This window comes from Glaciibacter sp. 2TAF33 (assembly GCF_052114945.1).
Taxonomy (GTDB): Bacteria; Actinomycetota; Actinomycetes; order Actinomycetales; family Microbacteriaceae; genus Cryobacterium.
The window spans coordinates 129,057-150,655 of sequence record NZ_JBFRFS010000001.1 but is presented as its reverse complement, the minus strand read 5'-3'; the positions used below and the strand labels follow the sequence as shown (position 1 = coordinate 150,655).

Genomic DNA, 21,599 nt, shown 5'->3' with positions numbered 1-21,599 from the left:
CAGTAGTTGGGCTTATGAACGAGTCATAGGCCCAACTACTGCGTTTTCGCGGGGAGGCGGGCGCGGCGGACGGCGCCTTGGGGGTCAAGCACCCACACCTGGCCCCGCCCGGGCACCACAGCGGGCGGCAGGTCGCGGCGCCGGGTGACCAGGCGGTAGTCGGCCAGGCTGCACTGGTCGAAGACCAACTCCATGCGGGTGCGAACGGATGCCAGCAGCGGCCAGTTCAGCTGCCACGCGTCGGGTTCTCCGACCAGGATCGTGCCGGCCGCAGCATCCGTCACCTCGATGCCGGAGGCGCTCGACGTGAGCTCGACGATGTCGGCGGCCCGTCCGGGTCCTGCGCCCGCGGCGGCGCTCCGCAGGTGCGCCGCGGTTCGGGCGGGCCGACCGGAGACGACGGCGAGCGGCCGATCGAGCCGCAGCACCGGCGCCGGCTCGCCGCCGGGCGCGGCCGGCCCAGCATGGGATTCCGTACCGCTTGCAGTGCCGGTGGCTGCGGCCGTGCCGGTGCCGCTTTCCGGAGCGTCCGTCACGAGCTGGATGCGTTCCCCCTTCCAACTGCCGCCTCCCGGCGGAAGCCGGGGATCCCACATCGCGTCGAGCCCCCCGGCGGCGAGATGCTCCTCCCGGCTCTGGAGTCCGAGCACGAGAGTGCTCGGGCACATCGACTGCAGCCCCCGCAACGCCGGGACGATCCGTTGCATCGCGATGACGCATTGCATTCCCACCACGCGGCCGTCGCGGAGCACCCCGCTGAGCAGGTCGACTGCGCCAGCCTGGTATTCGCCCTCCCACCGGGCAAACACCGAGTCGAAGTCATCGAGCAGGAGCAGGCCGCCCCTGCTTGCCTCCCGGCCCTCCCCCGCGTCCACCAGCGCGTCCCAGGCCACGTCGACGGCCGGCGGCACGACGACCGCACCACCCTCGGCGCCGAGGCGGGCCAGCAGCGTGCTCTTCCCCGAGCGGGCTCCCCCGATCACCAGCAGGCTGCCGTCGGATTCGGGGTCGTAGCGCGCCACCCGATAGCGCTGGCGGGTCGGCTGGTCGATGAGCCCGAGCAACAGTCCACGCGGGCCACGCGCATGCCGTCCGGTCAACCCGCCGGCCGCCGGTGCCGCCTCCCCTCGAGACTCCATGGCGAGCAGCTCATCGGTGCTGACCCGGGCCGGGAGGGGATCGCGCCAGGGTCGGCGTAGCGGCGTGGCCGGGGTGCCCGCTCCGATGGATGTGACATCGGCGGCGGTGGTCACGGCCACCTGGCAGGGCGTGGGAACACGGTCGCCCGATCCGACCAGGCAACGACCCGGCGCCGACGCCGGGAGGGCTGCGGCGGCATCCGTTCCGATCACCGCCATGCTGTCGGCCCGGTTGTTCACCCGCAGCGAAAGTCGCAGGCTGCAGTTGGCCAGCAGCGCGTCACGCACCACGCCGGCCGGCCGCTGGGTACAGAGGATCAGGTGCATGCCGAGCGACCGGCCGCGGGCGGCGATGTCGACGAATGCGGCGTGCAGTTCCGGGAAGGAGTCGAGCATCGCCTGGAACTCGTCGACGGCGATGACCAGGCGCGGAAGCGTCCCGGCCGCCGCCTCGTCGGCGACGTCCCGGGCGCCCGCATCGCGCAGCACCTGCTCCCGGTAGCGTAGTTCGGCCTGGAGGCTCGCCAGCGCCCTCGCGGCCTCGCGCTGGTCGAGATCCGTGATCAGGCCGACGCAGTGCGGCAGCGGCAGCAGCGGAACGAACGCGGCACCGCCCTTGAAATCGACCAGGAGCACGTTGACCTGGTTCGGTCGGTAGCGTGCCGCGATCGACGCGATCCAGGTCACCAGCAGTTCGCTCTTGCCGCTCCCGGTCGTACCGCCGACCAGCGCGTGCGGTCCGTCTCGCACCAGGTCGATCCATACCGGCCCGCTGTCGGAGAGGCCGATCGGGCAGGCCAGGGAGCCGGTCGCCGCAGGCGGGCCTGGCTGATCCGGCGGCGGTTCTCCCCCATTCGGCTTGGGAAGCGGATGCAGGTCAGCCAGCGTCACAGAGTCCGGCAGCGACGGCGCACCGGTGAACCCGGCGTGCAGGGCCCGTTCTGCGAGCGCTGTCGCCCATGCCATCGCCTCGCACTCTGAGACCAGCTCTGGGCGCACCACCAGCCCCGGTTCGTGGTCGGGTGAAAGCAGGATCTCGGCGCGCCGGGGACCGTGCAGGAACAGGACAGTGGCGCATCCGTCGGGGAGATCTTCAGGCCGCGCAGCGAGTGCGATGAGCAGTCGCGTGGGTGCCGCGACCAAGCGGTCGGTGCGCCGAGCACCAGCAAGCACCACCTCCCAGGTCGGGGCACGGGCATGCCGGTGCGGCAGGGCGGCAGCCCACCGCCAATCCGGAGGCGCCGTGACGAGGGCGCGATCCGGCGGCAGGGCGTGGGCCGCCTGGATCAGGAGTCCCCGCGCCGCGGCCAGCACCAGCTGGTCCGCCCCGACAAGGCCCACCCCCGCGGTGAGATCCGCGGTCACCGGCGCGGCGCGCAGGGTCGCGGCCGACGCGCCGAGGTCGGCCGCCCGCTGGGCAAGTTCGGCGTCCATGCCCGTCGCAGGAGTGACGGCGGCAGCCTCGAGCCGCATGCCGCTCGGGACCGCGCCTGATCCGAGTGCGGTGACAGGCGCGCCGGAGCGCCATCGGCTGTCGTCTGCGTTCCCGGACAGGATCGCGGCGGCGGACGGCGTGCGGTGCCACGCCGTTGTTCGCAGCTCGGCGTGCCGTTGATCCATCGCGAGCCGGACTGCGTCGAGCGAGCTGCGGTACGCGACGGCATCCGCTCGGCGCCGCCGCCTGCCGGCCCGGTGACCGTCGAGCAGGGTCGCGACGATGATCACCGGTCCCAGGGCGGCGAACAGGAGCATGAATGCCGACCCGGTGATCGCCCAGATCACAACCGACGCGAGGAGTGGCGCCACGCTCGCGATGAGCGGAAACGGGGCGCGCTGGGGTTCGGTGGGCGGCGCTGGCATCTGGAGGGGGCGGGTGGGAAGCGTCATGCCATCAGCACACCAGAAGCAACGCAGGCGCGGCGCGAATGCGGAGCAATCAGTGCACGAACAGGCCCGACCCGCGCCTGTGGAGGAGTATCCGGTGGAAAGGGGGTGGCGCTCGGACTCGGCCGCGGCGCAGGGAACGTTGCGCGTCCGGGGCGGCGGCCGCGGCTCGGCGCGGCGTCTAGGAGACGACGAAGAACTGCTCCGCGATCTCGACACGGGACTGGCGTGGCACCAGGTACCGCCGGCCTGGTTCACAGCGCAGGGGCGACTCGCCGGGCCGACGGATGATGGTGCCGTTGCCGGAGAACCGGTCACTGACCCACAGTTCTCCGTTGTGCTGCCCGAACTCCAGGTGACTCTTTGACACGGACATGCCCACATCGTTGATCTGGATGAGGTGGTCGAAGAACTCGGACGGCTGCGGCAGCGGCCGGCGCCCGACCAGGCCGGATCCCTGCACCGACACGGTCTCGCCGGTGCTGAACTGGAACAGGAAGCGCGCCCGGAGCGCCTCGGCCGGTGGGCGAGGCGCGGCGGCCGGCTCGCTCGGCCCGGCGTGCCGGGGACCGGGAGAGAACGCCCGCCCTTCGACGCGCGTAACCGCCTCGTCAGGCCGCACCGGTGGGGGCTCGACCGCCGCAGCGGGCTCCCCCACGACCGGCAGCTCCGCCGGCACGTTCACCGGCACGTTCACCGGCACGTTCACCGGCACGTTCACCGGCACCGAAATGATGTGGGACGAAGGCGGCAGCGGTTGGATGATCGTGGTGTCAGAGGGCCGCGGATCCGGTCGCTTGCGGGTCCGAGCGGTCGCCGTGGTGGAGCTGCCGCATTCGCCGCAGAACATGGCCCCCGCGAGAAGCGGCGCCCCACAGATCCGGCAGTTCACGAGACGGCTCCCTTTCTTCCGGTTCCAGCGTACCGACCGAACGATCGGAGCGAGATCAGCGCCTTCAGCCGCTGCCTCCGGTTGCGTCCCGACGCGAGGGACACCCGTAGTTCGCGAACATCGGCCCACACGGAGTCGGCGTCAGCCCGGCTGGGTTCCGCCGGCGCGAACATGGCGCGGTCGACGACGGATGCCAGCACCAGCGGACGTATGCCGCCCACCGACTCCGCCAGTTCGGTGCGGGTGGCCGCCGGGGGCACGTCCAGACCATAGTCGACAACACTGTCGGCGAACTCTCGCCAGCCGCCGGTGATGCGGTCGATGGATGAGGCCGCCGTGACACGGAGCCTGCGCCGCCGGACCTTGGCAACGATGATGGCCAGGAACGGTGACACCACGAGCGCCAATCCCAGGAGGGTCCAGCCCGTCACAGCCAGCGCGGCGAGGAGGAACGCCGTGACGGGGTCCAGCGGTTTCGGCGGGTCGTCCTGGGTGCTGTCGGGCGGGGTCAGGTCGCGCTGCTGGGTGGTGTCGGGAACGGGCGGCGGAACGACGGACTGCGGCCGGGACACGACGGTCGGCTCGTCGGGGAGCTGCGCTGGAATGTCGCGAACGGCCGGGTTCGGGTCGAGGCTGACCCACGAGCCGGCACTGGTCTCCACCTCGATCCAGGCTGAGATGTCGGCGCCGACGACGGTGACCGGGGTGCCGTCGGCGGCACGGGCGGGAACGAAGCCGAGTACGACTCGCGCCGGAAAGCCGATCTGCCGGGCGAGCAGCGCTGCCGCGACCGCGTACTGTTCCTGGTCGCCGAGCATCGGGCGGTCGGAGAACAGTTGGGCGATCCGGTCGGCTCCGTGGCCGGAACGACTGACCGGCTCATCGGGCGCGATCCCGTGGCTGATGTAGCCCTCCGCCTTCAGCCCGTCGAGCATGTCTTTCAGTTGCTGTCCGGGCGGATCATCGGCTTTCACCCAGCTGTCCAGGGCCTGGGCCAGCCCGTCCGGGACCACGCCGATCGCGGGGAGCGCGTGGTTGCCGGGTTCAAGCTTCGCCACGTCGTCTGCCGCCGGCGGCACGACGGATTCGGCACGGAAACGATCCCCCGGCCGCAACCCACCGAGCACGGCACCCGTCCCGCTGTTGTCGTTGTAGAAGAACGAATCGGCTCGCGCCGTCGCCGTGTCGCCCAGGAAGGTGATGCGTTCGAGCTGGCCGACGCCCGGCACCCACACCCCGGTGTAGCCCTTGACCGTGACGTCGAGCGTGGCCTGGTCACCGCTGACCGTGTCCTGGTCGAGTCGATACGGCAACCGGGTGAACGACCCGGACGCGCTTGAGACGTCCTCGCTTCCGACGGAGTAGACAACGCCGTCGTAGCTGTCGAGCGTCGCGATGCGGATCCGTCCGCCGACCGGCAGCCCCTCGACGGTCAACATCGGCTCTGCGCTCCGCTCCGGCTGAAGGTAGCTCCGGAACGCGCTCAGCGGGCTCGGGTAGTCGCGGGGGTTGAACGGTTGTTGCACCGCCGAGCGCAGCACGTCGCGGGGACCAGACGCGGGGCTGGCGATCGCCGCCACTCCCCCGGCCGCGATGGCGATGGCGATGATCACCGCGGCGCCGACGAGACCCCTCGCGGCGCCCAGGTGCCGGTCCGACCGGGACTCGATCGTGGCGCGCGACTGCTGCGCCACCAGGCGCACCGCCTGCCGGCGGCGCTGCCAGCGCAACCAGAGCAGCCAGAACAGCACGGTTGTGAACAGGCCAAGGCCGACTTCGATCGGCGAGTTGGCTGAGCTCGCACCGAGCGCGATCCCGGCCAGGAACAGCGCGATCGGCGCGAGGACGGCCAATTCGCCCCGCCGGGCCCGCAGCGCGACGGAAAGGCCGACGACGGTCGAGATGAGCACCAGGATGAAAGCCGGGACGAGCAGCGACTGGTACGCGCCGACCGGCAGCACGATCGTCACCAGCTGCTTCCAGCTCAGCGCCGCGGCCGTCACCAGTTCGAGCAGCCCCCCGGTGGTGGGGAGCAGCCCCGCAACGGCACGCCCCGGGATGGCCAGCGGAACGCCCGCGGCGAAGTACACGACGATGATGGCGACCATGAGCGCCCACGACGGCCAGCGGAAGAACGCCCCGAGCAGGGCGACCAGTGCGCCCAGCCCGAACGTGGCGGCAACCAGCACCAGATAATCGGTGCTCTGGTACACCGGCCACAACGTTGCCGCGGCGGCGGCGGTCGTCGCCGCGAGGCCGAGCACGTTCCCGGCCACGAAGCCGGCCCGCCGGCGCACGGCCGGTTTCGCCTGCCGTGCCGCCTGAATGCTCACGCTGCCGACCTCGCCAGGCTCTTCTGCAGGTCTTCGAGGAATCCGATGGTCAGCACGCTGAGCTCAGCGACCCGACGGAGGCTCGGCACCACTTCAGGGTCGCAGATCACCGCGACGACGTCGACACCGACCGGGAACTTGCTGGACGCGGCACGCAGTTGGGCCAGGGTGACCGCCGAGCCGCAGACCAGGAACGCCACCGAGATCCCGCCGACGCTCTCCGCCGCGACCTTGGCCAGCTCGGTCATCGGCAGGGCAGCTGATGCGAGTTCCACGGTGCTCAGGTCGTCGAGCAGCCGGGTGCGGGTGATGGTGCTGAGTTCCCGGAGTGCGAAAACCTGTCGCCGGGCGAATTCGGGGGTGACCTCGCTGGCCACCACCGAGACGGTGCGGGCATCGCGGATGGCACGCACGCCGAGCGACCCGGCCACGCTCACCGCCATCTCGAACTCGTCATCCGTCGCGTAGTCGGACTCGCAGAGGCTCAGCGCCACCATGAGGTGGCTGCGGCGGGATTCTTCGAACTGGCGCACCATGTAGGTGCCCGTCTTGGCCGTGCTCTTCCAGTGGATGGTGCGGCGTTCGTCTCCGGGCACGTACTCGCGGAGGGCGTGGAACGAGACGTCGCTGTTGGTCAGGTCCCTGGTCGGGTTGCCTTCCAGGTCGCGGATGAAGCCGGTGCTCATGCTCGGAATCGAGATGGTGCGGGGATGCACGAACAGGTCGATCTGCTGCGCCCACACCAGTTCCTTACGGAACAGGCCGATCGGGTCTCCGCGCACGGTGCGCACCGGCCCCACCGGGATCACCCCGCGGTGCCGGGCAGGCACGACGAACACGTCCTGGAAACTGGACGCCCCGGCCAGGCTGGGCATCGCGAATTCCGCGATCCCCTCGCCGACCGGCACCTCAACGTTGACGCCGGGCAACCGGCGCCGGGTCGGGTTTTCCAGCTGCACCTGGCCGGGAACCCGGCCGCCGGCAACGACCCGGGTGACCGGCATGGCGAGGCTGATCTGGTGGGCGTTCCGCCCGATGAGGTAGAACAGGGTCGCGCCGACGAGGACCAGCCCCGCCCAGGCGATCGCGACCAGTTCACTCCAGCCCAGCGCGTAGCCGGCCACGAACGACGCGGTGACCGTGGCCAGCATGCACCAGCCGAGGGGCGTGACCACCGATCCGATTCCGGCGGCGAGGCTCCCGGCTCCGCTACGCACCGTGCGGAAGGCGCGCACGGTCCAGATGATGGCGTCGGAGAGGACCCCCTCATCGGGGGGCGGGAAACGACTGCGGCCCGGTGCCGTGGTTTCGATGCCTGCTGCCTGGGTCACACGGCCGGCCTGTCGCTCGGTGGTGGCGTCTCGATCAGGATCTGCGCGATGACGCTCGACGGGGTGACGCCCTCGAACTCGGCTTCCGCGTCGAGCAGCAGGCGGTGGGCGAGCACCGGTTCGGCAAGCGTCTTCACATCGTCCGGGATCACGTAGTGCCGGCCTGACGCGGCCGCCAGAGTCTTTGCGGTGCGGATCAGCGCGAGTGCGCCGCGCACGCTGGCACCGAGCCGCACCTCGCGGGCGTTGCGGGTGGCGTCGACGATGCGGGAGACATAGTCGTTGATGGTGGCGTCGACGAAGACAGTGCGGGCAAGGGTTGCCAGTTCGATGACGGATGCCGCGGAGACGACGGCGGGCACGGTCACCTCGTGAGCGCGATGCCCGGCGCCCTCCAGGATGCGCATGGTGGAGGCGTGGTCGGGGTAGCCGATCGATGACTTCATGATGAACCGGTCCAGCTGCGCCTCCGGCAGCCGGTAGGTGCCCGCCTGTTCGATCGGGTTCTGGGTGGCGATCACCATGAACGGCGCGGCCACCGGGTGGGTGACGCCGTCGGCGGTCACCTGGCCCTCCTCCATCACCTCGAGCAGCGCCGCCTGGGTTTTCGGGCTGGCCCGGTTGATCTCGTCGGCGAGGACGATGTTGGAGAACACCGGTCCGCGGTGGAACTCGAACGCGCCACTCCGCTGGTCGTAGATGCTGACCCCGGTGATGTCGCCGGGCAGCAGGTCGGGCGTGAACTGCACCCGGTTGCTGGTGCCTCGCACGCTCTGCGCGAGGGCGCGCGCCAGCGAAGTCTTGCCGGTGCCGGGTACGTCTTCCAGCAGAAGGTGGCCTTCACTGAGCAGCGCGATGAACGTCAGCCGGATGACCTGCTGCTTGCCGAGCAGCACCTCTTCGACCCCCTGCACCATACGGTCGAAGACGGCAGCGAACTGGGTGGCCTGCTCAGGGGTCATCGTCATGTCGCGTTCGCTTTCAGTCAAGGCAGTCAGGGTCATCAGGCAATCCGGCTCATTTGTCGTAGGTGAAATCGTGGCCGTTGACGGTCACCACGAGGTGCACCGGGCCGGTGGTGGGTGCCGTGGGAATGCTGCACGCCCGCTCCGGATCGGTTGCGGTACCGAGAGCGGCCGGGTCGGCGTCGGCGAAGCACTTATAGCCGGCCGCGAGGGCGCCGTTCGCCGGTCCGTTCGTCCAGGCGAAGATGCCGGTCCCCGCGTCGTAGAGAAGTCCCGTCATCGTGAACGTCAGGGACGGTTCTGGCGCCGCCTTGCCGAACCATGGTCCGCAGGCATCCCACGCGGTGCAGCCCCGCACTTCGAATGCGACGGTGCTGCCGAACGCCCCGCCGAGGACCTCGCGCGGCCACGCGCCGGCGGAGAACGCCACGCCGTCACCGGTGTCGCCCTTGGCGCGGAGCAGGTAGTGGTGGAAGTTCGGGCTGATACCGGTGACCTGGTAGTCCCAGGCGGCGTTCGTCGCGTCGCCGCGCTGGGTCATGCCGCCGGCCACGTCGGTCACGGGTCCGGGTGCCGGGCGCATCAGCACCGACGCGACAGCGGACACCGCGCAGCCGGCGCGGTTGTAACCCCACACCACGAACGAGTACGTCGCGTTCGGGTCCGTGAGATTGTCGAAGACCGCTGAGGTCGCTCCGGCAGCGACGTTCTGCTGGTCCTGCACGGTGCCTCCCGCGCGCGGCGGGTTCACCGTCCCTGGTGCCGGACTGGTCACACTGCAGGCCTGCGCGCCGGTCGGGACGGTGCCGTTGCCCAACCGCTGGACGAAATAGCCGAGGATCGGGTCCCCCTGACCGTCGAACGCATCCCAGGCGACAGTCACCGTGCCGGTGGAGTCCGTCCCGGTCGCCGTGAGGCCGCCGGGGCGTGGCGGGCCGAACGGACGGCCGGTGCCTTGTGAACTGTTCCACGCCGACAACGCCGCGTAGGCCTCGTTCCGCGCACTCACCGTGTATGTCGTGTCGACACCGTTTGCCAGGCCGGGCACGTCGATGCTGCAGGATGCCGCAGAGCACGCCGGTCCGGTGGCGCTGACCTCGCTCAGCTGGTTTCCGCCGACGGTGACGACATAGCCGCGGACGGGGCTGCCGCCGCCTGCCGCGCCAACCGGCTTCCAGCTCAGACGCAACGCCCCGTCCAGGGGAGCCGCGGCCAGCCCCGTCGGCGCGACGGGCACGACATCGGACCAGACCGGGTCGGCCAGCGCGCTCGGTGCTGACAGCCCGATGCCGTTCTGGGCCGCCACCGACACCCTGACGGCATTGGCCTGGCCGTTGCCGGGCGTTGCGACATCGCACGCGGTGGCCTGGCACGTCGTCGTGCCGACCGGGTTGCCCGCGGTGTTCAGCAACGTGACCTGATATCCGCTGATCGGCGAGTTGTTCGCCGCCCCCGGGTTGAAGGTCACGGAAAGTGTCTTGTCTCCGAATCGGGTCACCCGAACGTTGGACACCGGGTCCGGCTTGTCCTGGACCGAGATTCGTACCGTCCCCCAGGCGTACCGTTCCGGGTCACCCGTGGCATCCGCCACCTGGTACTGCAGGTTGGTGTCCACCGGTGCCGCGTCAGCTGCGACCCTCACCGACAACGTGCTCTTGTCCGCGCTCGGGGTGATCGAGACTCCGGCCGGCAACCCGGCGCTGTCGAGGCCCCGCACGGCGAGCACGGTCAACGGAACCGCGGGGAACGGGTTCGTCGCCGAGTCGTTGGCGAGCACGTCGACCGTGGTGGTTGTGCCGCGTGGGGCGATGGCCGCGTCGGCTGCGGGGGCCGCCAACGGCCGGGTCGAGGCCACGACCCGCATCTCGATGCGACCTGCGCGACCCGGGTTGATTCCATCCCTCACCCCGATGGTCAGCGCACTCTGGGTGCCCTTGGCGGTGGACTCATTTGCCGTGATCGTCAGCTGCTGGCCATTCTGCGACCAGGTGAATCCGGTGGGCAGCGGCTCCAGCACGGAGTAGGTGAGTTCCCGCTGGTCGTCTGGATAAGGGTAGGTCGTCAGTTTCAGCAGGTCGATGACCTTGCTCTGGGCCGGTTCGAAGTCGATCACGGCGCCGTCGAAGCTGGGCGGCTGGTTCAGCCGGGGCGTCACGTCGATGGGCAGCACGATGGTCGCCGTCCGGCCGTTGGGGTCGGTTGCCGACAGGCCATCGGTGACTTCGAAGGAGATCGACGCCGGGCCGAAGTACTTGTCGGCACTGGTGAACGCGAGCGTGCCGGCATCCGTCACCAGCTTCGCCCCGTCAGCATGCGTCGCCCGCACCGTGCTCTCATCGGTCAGCCTGACCTTCTTGTCGCCGACCGCGACCACGTACTTGTTGATGTCGATCGCCAGTGTCGACTCGCTCGACACGGACAGCTTCGGCGCGCCCTTCCGGAGCTGCGGCAGGGCGTCGTTGAACCCGGGGACCCAGATGAGGGCGTACGAGACCACGGACCTGTCGTCGGGGTGCGTGACGGCGAACGGGATGATCTGGCTGTTGTCGGCGATCGTCACCCGTATCCGCTTGGTGCTGGTGACCTGGGCGTTCGCCGCGTAACCGGGCAGGACGGACAGTCCCAGCGCTCGCGCCGAGCTGTCGGCGAAGAACACGTTTGCGAGCACGTCGACGTCGATGGTCTTCCGACCGAGGATGTCGGAGAGGCTGAGCACTGAGTCGCGCGCGTCGGGGCGCGACAGTGGCGCATCCTCCCTGACGACGATGGTGAGGAAGTTGGAGCTGGTTCCCCCGCGTGTGTTCTGGATCTCGTAGATGAACCCGTAGCGGCCCTCCACCTTGGGCGCGGTGACGACAACCAGGTCACCGTCGATCTTCGCTGCACCCTCCTTCCCGGTGGGAGTGACGTCGATGACGCTGAGCGGGCTCCCGTCCGGGTCAGAGTCATTGGCGAGCACTCGCACCGACACTGTTCCGCCGGGGCGCGCTGTCACTTCGTCCTCGACGGCGACGGGGTTGCGGGCGCCGTCGAGGCGAGGGCTGATGCCGACCCGCACGGTTCCCGTCGCCCGCGCGCCGAGGGCGTCGATCACCGAGTAGGTGAAGGTGTCGGTTCCTGCGGAATAGTCGCCTGAGCGGTACTCGATCGAGTCGGAGCGGACCAGCGTGACGGACCCCTTCTCAGGGTTCGTCTCCTGGCCGAGCAACTGCACAGAGTCGCCGTCGGGGTCGATCCCCGTCAAGGGGATCGGAATGCGCACGGAGTCGCCGGCGAGCACGCGCGCCACCACCGTTTTCGGAACCGGCGGATTGTTCGATTCCGCATCCGCTTCCCGCACGCTGATACTGACCTGGGCGCTGGCGAACTGGCCGTCCGGCGCGTCCACCTGGTAGACCGCGGTGAAATTGCCGGGGTGCGATGGCGCGAGGTAACGCAATTCGTTGTCCGCGGCGAAGAGCAGCCCGGAGCCGGTCGGCAGCGGTGTCGCGAGCTTCGGGTTCAGGGTGAGCGGGTCGCCGTCCGGGTGTTCATCATTGGCCAGCACCGGGATGCTGATTGCGTCACCGACCCGCACCGAGACCGCGTCTGCTGAGGCGACCGGCGCCTGTTTCCGCAGAGGCTCGGGCAGCTCGATCACCGTGACGGTCCCGTCCGCCTCAGAGAGCCCGTTGCTGACCCGGTAGTTGAACTCGACGGAACTGTTCTCCAGCGGACGGGTCAGCGTGAGCCGCAGGGTCCGCTGGTCCAGGATCTCCACCCGCAGCCCGCTCTCTGTCGGCACGTTCATCGTCCCGGTCACGAGCAGCACGCCGCCCGCCGGGTCGCGGTCCGTGGCGAGCACGTCGACAACGGATGCGCGCTGTCCGCGCACGAAGGCCGTGTGCGGCACCGTGACTGGTTTGAGGTTGGCGTCGCTCACCGCGGTGACATCCACGCGCACGTACCCCGTCGCCGTGATCTGCCCGTCGGTCACGGCGTAGTCGATGTAATGGGTGCCGACGGTGTTGCTGGTGAAGCGGAACGTGCCGCCGTCGAAGTCGGGGGTGATCGCCACATCGGGTTTGGAGGGGACGCTGCTCAGGCGCAGTGCCGCCGATCCGCCGCGCACGTGACCGAGCGGTGACACGGTCACTTCGCTGCCGGCGGAAGCCAGGACGACGAACGACTCGGCGATGATCGGCACCGAGCCGGAAGGCCGGACGGTGACCGACAGGCTGCCGGATCCCTCGGCCCGGCCGTCTGACGCGATGAGCCCGACCTGCTTGAGGTCGCCGCCACCACCGGCGTCGGTGTAGACCACTGAGCCGTCAGGTGTGAATCCCGCTGAGTCCGGGGCCGCAGCGATGGCCGCGGTGAGGTAGAACGGGTCGGAGTCCGGGTCGACCCAGTCGCCGAGCACTTCGGTGGTGACTCGGCCGCCGGCCTGTACGGTCGCGCGGGTCACGCGCATCTGCGCGGGCGGCGAGTTCTCATCCGCCGTGCGAATCGTGACAACGGCGGTCGCCGAGGCGCTCCCGCCGCGGCCGTCGCTGACGGTGTAGCCGAAACTGAGTCGCCCCGAGGCAGCCGCCGGCAGGGTGAGGCGCACCTGCTGGTTGTTGCCGACCAGGTCGAGCCTGCCCTGGTCGACGGGCAGCGCGTCGAAGTCGGTGATCACCAGCACGTCGCCGTTGGGGTCGTAGTCGTTCAACAGGACCGGCAGGATGACCGAGCGTCCCGGCCGGGCACCGAAGTCGTCGTCGACGGCGACGGGCGGCACCTGGGTCTTCTCGAATTCGGGCGGCGAGTCATCCTTGTTGTCCTCGACCACTTGCTGGTCCTGTACAGAGTCGATCAGTTCTGCCCAGTTGTTGATCAATTCGTTGTCCTGCTGGACCGCCCAGGCCGCGCCGCCCTGCGCGTCGTTGAGCAGCAGGCCGGTTCCGTTGCGCCGGAACTCCAGTCGTGCGTCCCCGGCGAGACCGGCAAGCGTCGTCGTCGTGCCGGCCCGGTCCTGGCCGCAGGAGCGCCACACGGTGCCGTCCCCCCACGCGGCAAAGGAGCAGTTGCCGACCGTGGTCGGCGCCGCCGGCACCCCGGCCCTGCCGGTGACGAGTTCCCGTGCCGTTCCTCCGGACACTGGCACAGCCACCAGGCCCCCCCGGTGCGCGATGAGTACCCGGTCGCCTGCGGTATCGGCGCCCTGCAGTACCGCGGTGCTTTCGTCACCGATCAAGCCGGACAGGCCGATGTTCGATCCGGCCAGGAACAGGTGGCTGCTGGATCGGTTGAGCAGGGCCCACCGCCCCGCGACGCTGGTCAGCTGGTAGGTGTCGTCGGGAGCGCCGGCCTTCACCGTCGTCGTGCTCACCACCGCGTCTCCGGTGGCGGTGTCAACCCGGGACAGGTCGCCGGTGGCCGGGGAGAACGAGTAATAGACCCCGGACGCGTCCATGCTCGAAACCGAGCCGGTACCGAGCGACAGGGCGGGCTTGGCCAGGCTGTCGAAGCTGGGGAGCTGGTCGACGGGAAGGCTCCACATGTCACCGTTGGAGGCGATGACGGCGCGGTTCGGGCCGAGGTAGACCGCCGGGCTCTCGGGTGGCAGCGGAACGTTCTCGGTGATCTTCGCCGTTGCCGGGTCCATGATGCCGAGGGAGCTGTTGCCACGGTCGACCACCAGCACGTTCGCGCCGTCCTGCACCAGGTCGATGTTGGAGCCTCCGGCTCCCACGACCGTGTTCAGTTCATGCACGGCGGTATTGGCCCGCCCCACGACTTGGCGCTGCTGGTTCGTCACCCACACCGCCGCATCTCCGAGGTCAAGCCGCTGCGCGGTGTACCCCCCGGACACGACGGCGATCGTGGCGATCAGCGCCGCGATCACCGTGCCGCTGGTCGCGGTGGCGACGACAGACCGGTGGGCGGTGACCCAGCGCCGGATCACGATCCGCCCCCGTCGGCAACGTCAACGCATTTCTCACCGCTGGGCGCGCCGGTCTTTCCCTCGCGGTTCACGGTGACGGTGAGGCAGACCTGGGACTCCCCCTGCGGGTCGACACTGAATTCGGTGCCCCGCTGGATGCTCTTTTCCCCGCCGCGGGTGGAGACGACATAACTGTCGGTGTCGCGGATGCCCGGGTCGTTCCAGTTGAAGACCACGGTGCCGTTCCGCTCGGCGCCCTCGATGTTCGTGACCGTGGGGATGCCAGAGGCGGCCTGGCGGGCGAGGAGGGTCACTCCCGTGCCGGCCAGCCCGACCACAACCACCGAGGCCGCCACCAGCCCCCAGACCAGCGCCGTGGGGCGCCGCCGGGGCTGGATCCGGGTCATCGAGTTGTGCAGCCCCTTGCTCTCGGAGGGGTACGTCCCTGACCGGCTGAACTCGGTCGTCGGCTGGGGGCGGCGACGCCGCCGGCCCGGCTGCGGGTCGACCAGGCTCACACTGGAGATGCGGGTCTTGTCGTCGAGGTCGGACAACGAGCCGGTGGCCCAGTCGTCCATCGCCACTTCGAGCGGGGTCTGGGCGAAACCGAGGTCGGCTTCCACCGACTGCAGTTCCCTGATCAACTCGAGCACACTGCCCTGGCGTGCCTCGGGGCGGCGCGACATCGACCTGGCCAGGATCAACTCGAGGCGCGGAGGAACATCCGCCCGGCCGATCATCGGCACCTTTGCCTTGCTGATACGCCCCATCAGCTCCGCGGAACTGTTGTCTGTGCCCGGCTGCTCGAACGGGGAACGTCCCGCCAGCAGCGAGTACAGCGTCGCCCCCAACGACCACACCTCGGATGCGATGGTGCCCGACACCTCGTCGAGCAGCACCTCGGGAGCGGACCACGGGATCGAGAGGCCGACGGCATCCGCTCTCTCGGCGTCCCCCACGGTGGCGGCGATGCCGAAGTCAGAGAGGACAGGGTGGCCGTAGGCGGTGATCAGGATGTTGGACGGCTTGATGTCACGGTGCAGAACGCCGGCGCGGTGCGCGGTCTCGACCGCGCTGGCGATGCGGATGCCGATGCGCAGCACGTCGGGTACCGCCAGCGGCTCGGCCCGGTAGCGCTGGCTCAACGTGGAGGAGCAGTACTCCATCACCATGAACGGCCGTCCGTCGCTGGAGACGCTGGCCGAAAAGACGGTGAGGATCGACGGGTGTGAGCTCAACTGCGCCATCAGGTTCGCTTCGGCCTGGAACAGTTGCCGCACCTGGTCGTTGACGACCTCGGAAAGCAGCACCTTCACGGCAACCTGGCGGCGGGGCATGTTCTGTTCGAACAGGAACACATCGGCGAATCCGCCGGAGCCCAGGGCACGTACGTAGGAGAACCCGGGGAGGTTCGGGGGTGGTGAAGGCAGCCGCCGTGCCATTTTCGCCTCCCGCTTGCTCATGACCGGTTTTCGTACGGTGTGGTGAACGCTCGCCGAAACGGGTTTAGCGACGGGCGTCTCACAAGTCTAGGCAGCGGAATCGCCGCATTACCGCCTGACGCCGCGGTTTACGTCAGCGGGCTACCCCCAAGTCGGGGGGCGTTGCCGCCTCGCCGTTGAGTGCAAGCACGTCGACCACGATCACCGTCACGTTGTCGCGACCGCCGTTGTCCAGTGCCGCCTCGACGAGCGCGCGCGCCGCCGCCTCCGGCCGCGGGTTCGATAGCAGGAAATGACGGATGCCATACGGCGTGAGTTCCTTGGTGAGCCCGTCCGAGCAGATCAGCAGCCGCATTCCGGGCCGGGCCGGCAGGATCCGATAGTCCGGGATCGGGGGTTCGTGGAACCCGACCGCACGGGTGATCACGTTGCCGTGGGGGTGGACGTCGGCTTCCTCGCGCGTGATGCGGCCGGCGTCGACCATCTCCTGCACGACGGAGTGGTCGATGGTCAACTGCTCGAGCACGCCCGAGGTCAACTGGTAGACCCGGGAGTCCCCGATGTTGAAGACGATCCACTGCGGCACGCCGGAGACGACAGCCAATGCCGCCCCGGTCACGGTGGTGCCGGTGCCGAGGTCGGTGACGCCGGCACCGCTGGCCATGTCCTCGACCGCCAGGCTGAGTGAACCGTCGATGGCTTCAGCGTCGATGGCGCTCGCCCCGGCGTTTTCGGCCAGCCGGGTCACGACCGCTCTGCTGGCCACGTCACCGGCGGAGTGGCCGCCCATCCCGTCGGCGACTGCGAAAACCGGGAATGCGAGGACGAGGCTGTCCTCGTTCACTTCCCGTCGGTGACCGACGTCAGTCTTTCCGGACCACGCCAGCGTGACAGTGTCGCCAGACGGCAGCGTCGCCGTGAAGCTGGTCGAATCTTGACCAATGTGGGTCACGGATGGGGCCTTCCGGTTCTTGGCACGCGGTGAACCCCACACTCAGTGCCCGCTGACCGGGAGGATCTCGATGATATTACCGTCCCCGATGTCGACCTTCGTACCGGGCACCACCGCCAGCGAGGCGCCGCGGCGCATCCGTTCCTTCTTTCCCAGCGGCGACGTCACCGTCGTGCCATTGGTTGAGCCGAGGTCGGTGACGACAACCGAGTCGCCTTCCTGCCGGATCTCGAGGTGGGTGCCGGAGACAGCCGAGGTGGAGGAGCGCACGGTGACGAGCCGTGGCAGGCGGCTCCCGGTGCCGCGCGGCAGGCTCGGGCGGCGGCCAACATAGTAGACGGTATCGAGGCGGCGGTCCTCCCCGCCGACCCGGAAGCCGTAACGCGGTAGTTCCGGGACCGGGGCTTCGGGAACCGCCGGAGTCATGGTCGGGGCGACGTCACGAACCCGATGATGGGTCAGCACCGTCTCGTCCACGGCCGGCCGGGCGCGGATGATGGTGTCGTCAGTGAACTCCTGGCCGGTGGCGCCGGTGGCGGCGGCCGCGCGGCCGCCGCCTGCGGGCCGGGCCCGGAGGATGGTGTCGGCATCGGCATCGGGGAAGCCGGCCGAGCGCGGAGCCCGCAGGACGGTGTCGTCGACACCGTCAAGCTGCGCCGCGGCGGGCGGGGTCGCGGGCGGCGCCTCGGAGGAGATGGACCAGAACAGCGTGTGCCCCGGCACGGCTCCGATTCCGATTGGAGTGCCGGACTCGAGAAGGTCGGCCGGCACCATGGTGACCTGGCGCGAGCCGAATACGATCCCGGTCACGGCCTGGAAGTCGGCCAGCAGCCAGGGGCGGATCTCGCGGTCGGTGAATCGCCGGGAGCCGCCGACCGAGAAGACGTCGGCTGCCGCCGCCCCGCGAACGACGGCCGACACCGGGATTCCGTCGGAGCCGGTGGCCACGCCGGGCACCGCGACCACGAAGCTCTCCACCTCGTCGTCACCGATGAGGGGAAGGAGGGAAACGACGGACTCGATCTCAACCTGGGGCCTGCCCACCAACTCGGTCAGTGAGGCGATGATCGGCGGGGAGGTGGAGGCCGGAACCGCGGCGATGAACCCGTGGCCGACGACGAACGTCCACTCGGGCGCCCGACCCGGCACGATCGCGCATCCCACCCGGCCCAGGGCCATGCTGCCTCCCACGGTTAGTGCCTGACATCTGGTTCACGTGCGACGCGGCTCGTCATCGAACGTACATCGCCAGTCTTCACCGTAACCGGCATGTTCAAAACCACGCCCGAAGGGTGCGGGTGCGCCTGCTCGGCGGCGCAATGGTTTGGATTCCGCGGTTTTCCCGGCAGAATGCTACGGATCCACTTGCTGAGGCCCATTTTCGCTGCGACAATCGATACATGAGCGCAGCGTTACGCAACAACTCCAAACGAGTGCAACTCGATGAGGTCTCCAAAAAGATCATCGAACAGCTGCAAGTGGACGGCCGTCGCTCCTACGCCGAGATCGGCAAGGCCGTCGGTCTCAGCGAGGCCGCCGTGCGGCAGCGGGTGCAAAAGCTGACGGACGCAGGAGTGATGCAGGTCGTTGCCGTCACCGACCCGATGCAGCTCGGCTTTTATCGCCAGGCGATGATCGGCATCCGCGCATCCGGTGACACGCGGGTCCTGGCGGACACGCTCGCCGCGATTCCCGCCGTCGACTACGTCGTACTCACGGCCGGAAGCTTCGACGTGCTCGCCGAGGTCGTCTGCGAGGACGACGACGAGTTGATCGCCCTGCTGAACTCGCAAATCCGCAATCTCGAGGGAGTCCTCTCGACCGAGACGTTTGTCTACCTCAAGCTCCACAAACAGCTCTACAACTGGGGAACACGATAGAAATGACCATTTCAGAACCCGCACTGACCACCCCGGCACCCGGGGCCGAAACAGGCCCGCGCCGATACAGCGACGCCGAGAACGCGTCGATGCAGCAGAAAGCCAAAGACCATCTCTGGATGCACTTCGCCCGACAATCGGTGATGGAGTCCGGCGCCGGCGTGCCGATCATCACCACGGGCAACGGACACCACATCTGGGACTCCACGGGCAAGCGTTACATCGACGGCCTGAGCGGGCTGTTCGTGGTGAACGCCGGGCACGGCCGTAAGCGGCTGGCCGAGGTCGCAGCGAAGCAGGCCGAGGAGCTGGCCTTCTTCCCGATCTGGTCATATGCGCACCCGAACGCGATCGAACTCGCCGACCGACTGGCCGGGTATGCCCCGGGGGACCTCAACCGGGTGTTCTTCTCCACCGGCGGCGGCGAAGCGGTTGAGACCGCGTTCAAGCTCGCGAAGTACTACTGGAAGCTGCAGGGTCGGCCGACCAAGCACAAGGTCATCTCCCGCGCTGTCGCCTACCATGGCACCCCGCAGGGCGCGCTGGCGATCACCGGCATCCCGGCGATGAAGGAGATGTTCGAGCCGGTCACCCCCGGCGGATTCCGGGTACCGAACACGAACTTCTACCGCGCCGACGAAATGGGATCCGGGCTCGGTGGCGACCTGGAGGCGTTCGGGTTGTGGGCCGCCAACCGGATCGAGGAGATGATCCAGTTCGAAGGTCCGGAGACCGTGGCCGCTGTCTTCCTGGAGCCGGTGCAGAACTCCGGTGGGTGCTTCCCGCCGCCGCCCGGTTATTTCAAGCGGGTGCGCGAAATCTGCGACCAGTACGACGTGCTTCTGGTGGCCGACGAGGTCATCACCGCTTTCGGACGCATCGGCAATATGTTCGCGTCCACGACGTACGGTTTCCAGCCTGACATGATCACCTGCGCCAAGGGGATGACCAGCGGGTACTCGCCGATCGGCGCCACGATCATCAGTGACCGGATTTACGAGCCGTTCAAACACGGCGACACTGCCTTCTATCACGGGTACACGTTCGGCGGGCACCCGGTCTCCGCCGCGGTCGCCCTGGCCAACCTCGACATCTTCGAGGAGGAGAAGCTCAACCAGAACGTGCGGGAGAATTCACCGCTGTTCCGTGCCGAGCTGGAGAAGCTGCTTGACCTCCCGATCGTCGGCGACGTGCGCGGCGACGGATACTTCTTCGGCATCGAGCTGGTCAAGGACAAGGAAACGAAGGAGACGTTCAACGACGAAGAGTCTGAACGCCTCTTACGCGGCTTCCTCTCCAAGGCGCTGTTCGAGGCAGGGCTCTACTGCCGTGCCGACGACCGCGGCGATCCCGTGGTGCAACTCGCTCCCCCGCTGACCATCGGCGCAGCCGAGATCCGCGAAATCGGCGACATCCTGCACGGGGTGCTCTCGGAGGCCACGAGCCACTTCTAACCGGACCCGGCCGCAGTTCTCGTGGCCGCCAGTTCTCGCCGCAGCAGTCACCTCACCGCGCCGGCATCGGGACCCGTGCGCCTGCCCGCATCCGGGCCGTTCTCGAACTCGGGCGCGGCGTATGCCCACTCCGGCAGGTGGCCGGAGTCGAACAGGGTGCAGAGCAGACCGGCCATACTGTAACGGCTGTCGACGGCCAGCGCCTGGTCGATGAAGATGCCGGCCACTGAGCCGCGCCCGAGCGCCCAGGAGAGCCAGGCCAGCATGCACAGCGGCGCCGGCCGCGCCGACTTGGGTGCCATCGCCACGACCGCTTTCAGAATCGCGATGGCCCGTTCGACGCGGTCCACGTCAGGCCGGCGCTCGGTCATGCCCAACATCAGATCCGCGACCAGCCCATTGGTGGCCCGCGTCCGCGCCGCACTGTCCGGCCAGGCGTCCTCCTCGGGATCGGCACCGACATCGGCACCGACATCGACACCGACATCGACACCGCGGTCGGCATCAGTATCGGTAGCGGTTTCTGCCGCCCCGTCGGCCGAGAACTGCGCGTTCTCCCGGTCGTGTTCAGCTTGAACGATCTCATCCATGCTCTTGCCGGTGATCCGCTGGATGGCCGAATAGCGCAGATTCAGCGCATGCGCCGCCTCGCCAATGCTCCGGCCGAATGCGAACTGGAGCATCATCTGGTCGCGATGAGCCGGCGCCTGCACGAGGTGAAGCAGCCCGGCAGCCGCGTCAAGCTCAAGCTCAGCGGCGTCCCAGCACAGCGCAGCTTCCGCCGTCTCCACCGGGTCGAGGATGGCGTCCACCAGTTCGACCAGGCCGGGACGCCCGAGTGACTCCGTCAGCCGTGAGTACCGGCGGAACACCCGGGCGAATTTCTCCTTGACGGCCGGGTCCACCCGAGGCAGAGCCGCGCCGCTGTGCACTGTCGCGAGAGCCCGGCGGTCGGGGACCGAGTCGAGAACACACGACGCGGCGATCTCGTCCAGCGGGTGGCCGTGCGCGGGGCACGTCGGGTCGAGGTAGGAACCCCACCCGTCGGCGGCAACGCAGAGCACGTCCCTGACCAGGAACCCGGAGAGTTGCGCCCTGTCCGCAAGCACACCGGCGAACAGCCGATGCGGAATGTCGGCCGCGCCGGCGAACGCGTCGTCCGTGTAGACCACCGGCACCACGGCATCCGCCCCCTTGACCTTGCACACGATGCCGATGAGGGTTGTCGCGATCCGCCGGTGCACCTTCTCGGGTGCGGTCGGGTCGGGGAGGTTGAACCGAAGGGCGCCACAGGTGCGGTTCCCCCGGAACGCGACCAGCACCACGCTGTTCTCCGGCAGGAAGCCGACCAGTTGCGGGACCAGGGCGAGGAAGTCCTGTGCCTGCTTCGCTTTCACAATTGCGGGTTGCATGCAGCAC

12 protein-coding genes are annotated in these 21,599 nt (G+C 69.0%); 2 read left to right on the top strand and 10 right to left on the bottom strand.

Going from position 1 to position 21,599, the window contains the following annotated elements; translation table 11 throughout:
* Positions 1–35: 35 nt before the first annotated feature.
* From AB4Y94_RS00775 to AB4Y94_RS00735, 9 genes are all read right to left on the bottom strand, one after another.
* Positions 36–3,026 carry an FtsK/SpoIIIE domain-containing protein gene (locus AB4Y94_RS00775; protein WP_441723791.1) on the bottom strand — a complete coding sequence of 997 codons (2,991 nt, stop codon included), beginning with the start codon at positions 3,024–3,026 and terminating at the stop codon, positions 36–38.
* Positions 3,027–3,204: 178 nt separating this feature from the next.
* Positions 3,205–3,750 (bottom strand): hypothetical protein, encoded by a 546-nt coding sequence (locus tag AB4Y94_RS00770; RefSeq protein WP_441723790.1) that lies wholly within the window; start codon positions 3,748–3,750, stop codon positions 3,205–3,207.
* Positions 3,751–3,911: 161 nt separating this feature from the next.
* Complete coding sequence (locus tag AB4Y94_RS00765) at positions 3,912–6,248, bottom strand: transglutaminase-like domain-containing protein (RefSeq protein ID WP_441723788.1); 2,337 nt, start codon at positions 6,246–6,248, stop codon at positions 3,912–3,914.
* Entirely contained in the window at positions 6,245–7,579 is a 1,335-nt protein-coding gene (locus AB4Y94_RS00760; protein WP_441723786.1) for a DUF58 domain-containing protein, read from the bottom strand. Before AB4Y94_RS00760 ends, AB4Y94_RS00765 begins: the two co-directional genes overlap by 4 nt.
* Positions 7,576–8,547: an AAA family ATPase gene (locus tag AB4Y94_RS00755; RefSeq protein ID WP_441724083.1), complete on the bottom strand. Its 972-nt coding sequence runs from the start codon at positions 8,545–8,547 to the stop codon at positions 7,576–7,578. Before AB4Y94_RS00755 ends, AB4Y94_RS00760 begins: the two co-directional genes overlap by 4 nt.
* Positions 8,548–8,596: 49 nt before the next feature.
* A complete protein-coding gene (locus AB4Y94_RS00750) occupies positions 8,597–14,473 on the bottom strand; it encodes an Ig-like domain-containing protein (RefSeq protein WP_441723784.1) in 5,877 nt (1,958 codons plus the stop codon).
* The gene (locus AB4Y94_RS00745) at positions 14,470–15,894 is read right to left on the bottom strand and encodes a serine/threonine-protein kinase (protein ID WP_441723783.1); all 1,425 of its coding nucleotides are present in this window, start codon (positions 15,892–15,894) and stop codon (positions 14,470–14,472) included. The genes AB4Y94_RS00750 and AB4Y94_RS00745 overlap by 4 nt, the downstream gene beginning before the upstream one ends.
* A gap of 133 nt (positions 15,895–16,027) precedes the next feature.
* Positions 16,028–16,846, bottom strand: coding sequence for a PP2C family protein-serine/threonine phosphatase (locus AB4Y94_RS00740; protein WP_441723781.1), 819 nt, complete (start codon positions 16,844–16,846; stop codon positions 16,028–16,030).
* A gap of 42 nt (positions 16,847–16,888) precedes the next feature.
* Positions 16,889–18,037 (bottom strand): FHA domain-containing protein, encoded by a 1,149-nt coding sequence (locus tag AB4Y94_RS00735; RefSeq protein ID WP_441723779.1) that lies wholly within the window; start codon positions 18,035–18,037, stop codon positions 16,889–16,891.
* A 209-nt stretch (positions 18,038–18,246) separates the two neighbouring features.
* On the opposite strand from AB4Y94_RS00735, the gene AB4Y94_RS00730 reads away from it, so the two are divergent.
* Entirely contained in the window at positions 18,247–18,726 is a 480-nt protein-coding gene (locus tag AB4Y94_RS00730) for an Lrp/AsnC family transcriptional regulator (RefSeq protein ID WP_441723777.1), read from the top strand.
* 2 nt (positions 18,727–18,728) lie between these two features.
* Entirely contained in the window at positions 18,729–20,180 is a 1,452-nt protein-coding gene (locus AB4Y94_RS00725) for an aspartate aminotransferase family protein (protein WP_441723775.1), read from the top strand.
* 47 nt (positions 20,181–20,227) lie between these two features.
* On the opposite strand, the gene AB4Y94_RS00720 is transcribed toward AB4Y94_RS00725, so the two are convergent.
* Positions 20,228–21,592 carry a DUF4192 family protein gene (locus tag AB4Y94_RS00720; RefSeq protein ID WP_441723774.1) on the bottom strand — a complete coding sequence of 455 codons (1,365 nt, stop codon included), beginning with the start codon at positions 21,590–21,592 and terminating at the stop codon, positions 20,228–20,230.
* Positions 21,593–21,599 lie beyond the last annotated feature (7 nt).

What these genes read in the sequence shown, in the direction of transcription:
- AB4Y94_RS00725 (WP_441723775.1), top strand. Translation starts at nt 18,729, where the DNA reads ATGACCATTTCAGAACCCGCACTGACCACCCCGGCACCCGGGGCCGAA.
- AB4Y94_RS00745 (WP_441723783.1), bottom strand. Translation starts at nt 15,894, where the DNA reads ATGGCACGGCGGCTGCCTTCACCACCCCCGAACCTCCCCGGGTTCTCC.
- AB4Y94_RS00755 (WP_441724083.1), bottom strand. Translation starts at nt 8,547, where the DNA reads ATGACGATGACCCCTGAGCAGGCCACCCAGTTCGCTGCCGTCTTCGAC.
- AB4Y94_RS00775 (WP_441723791.1), bottom strand. Translation starts at nt 3,026, where the DNA reads ATGACGCTTCCCACCCGCCCCCTCCAGATGCCAGCGCCGCCCACCGAA.
- AB4Y94_RS00720 (WP_441723774.1), bottom strand. Translation starts at nt 21,592, where the DNA reads ATGCAACCCGCAATTGTGAAAGCGAAGCAGGCACAGGACTTCCTCGCC.
- AB4Y94_RS00730 (WP_441723777.1), top strand. Translation starts at nt 18,247, where the DNA reads ATGAGCGCAGCGTTACGCAACAACTCCAAACGAGTGCAACTCGATGAG.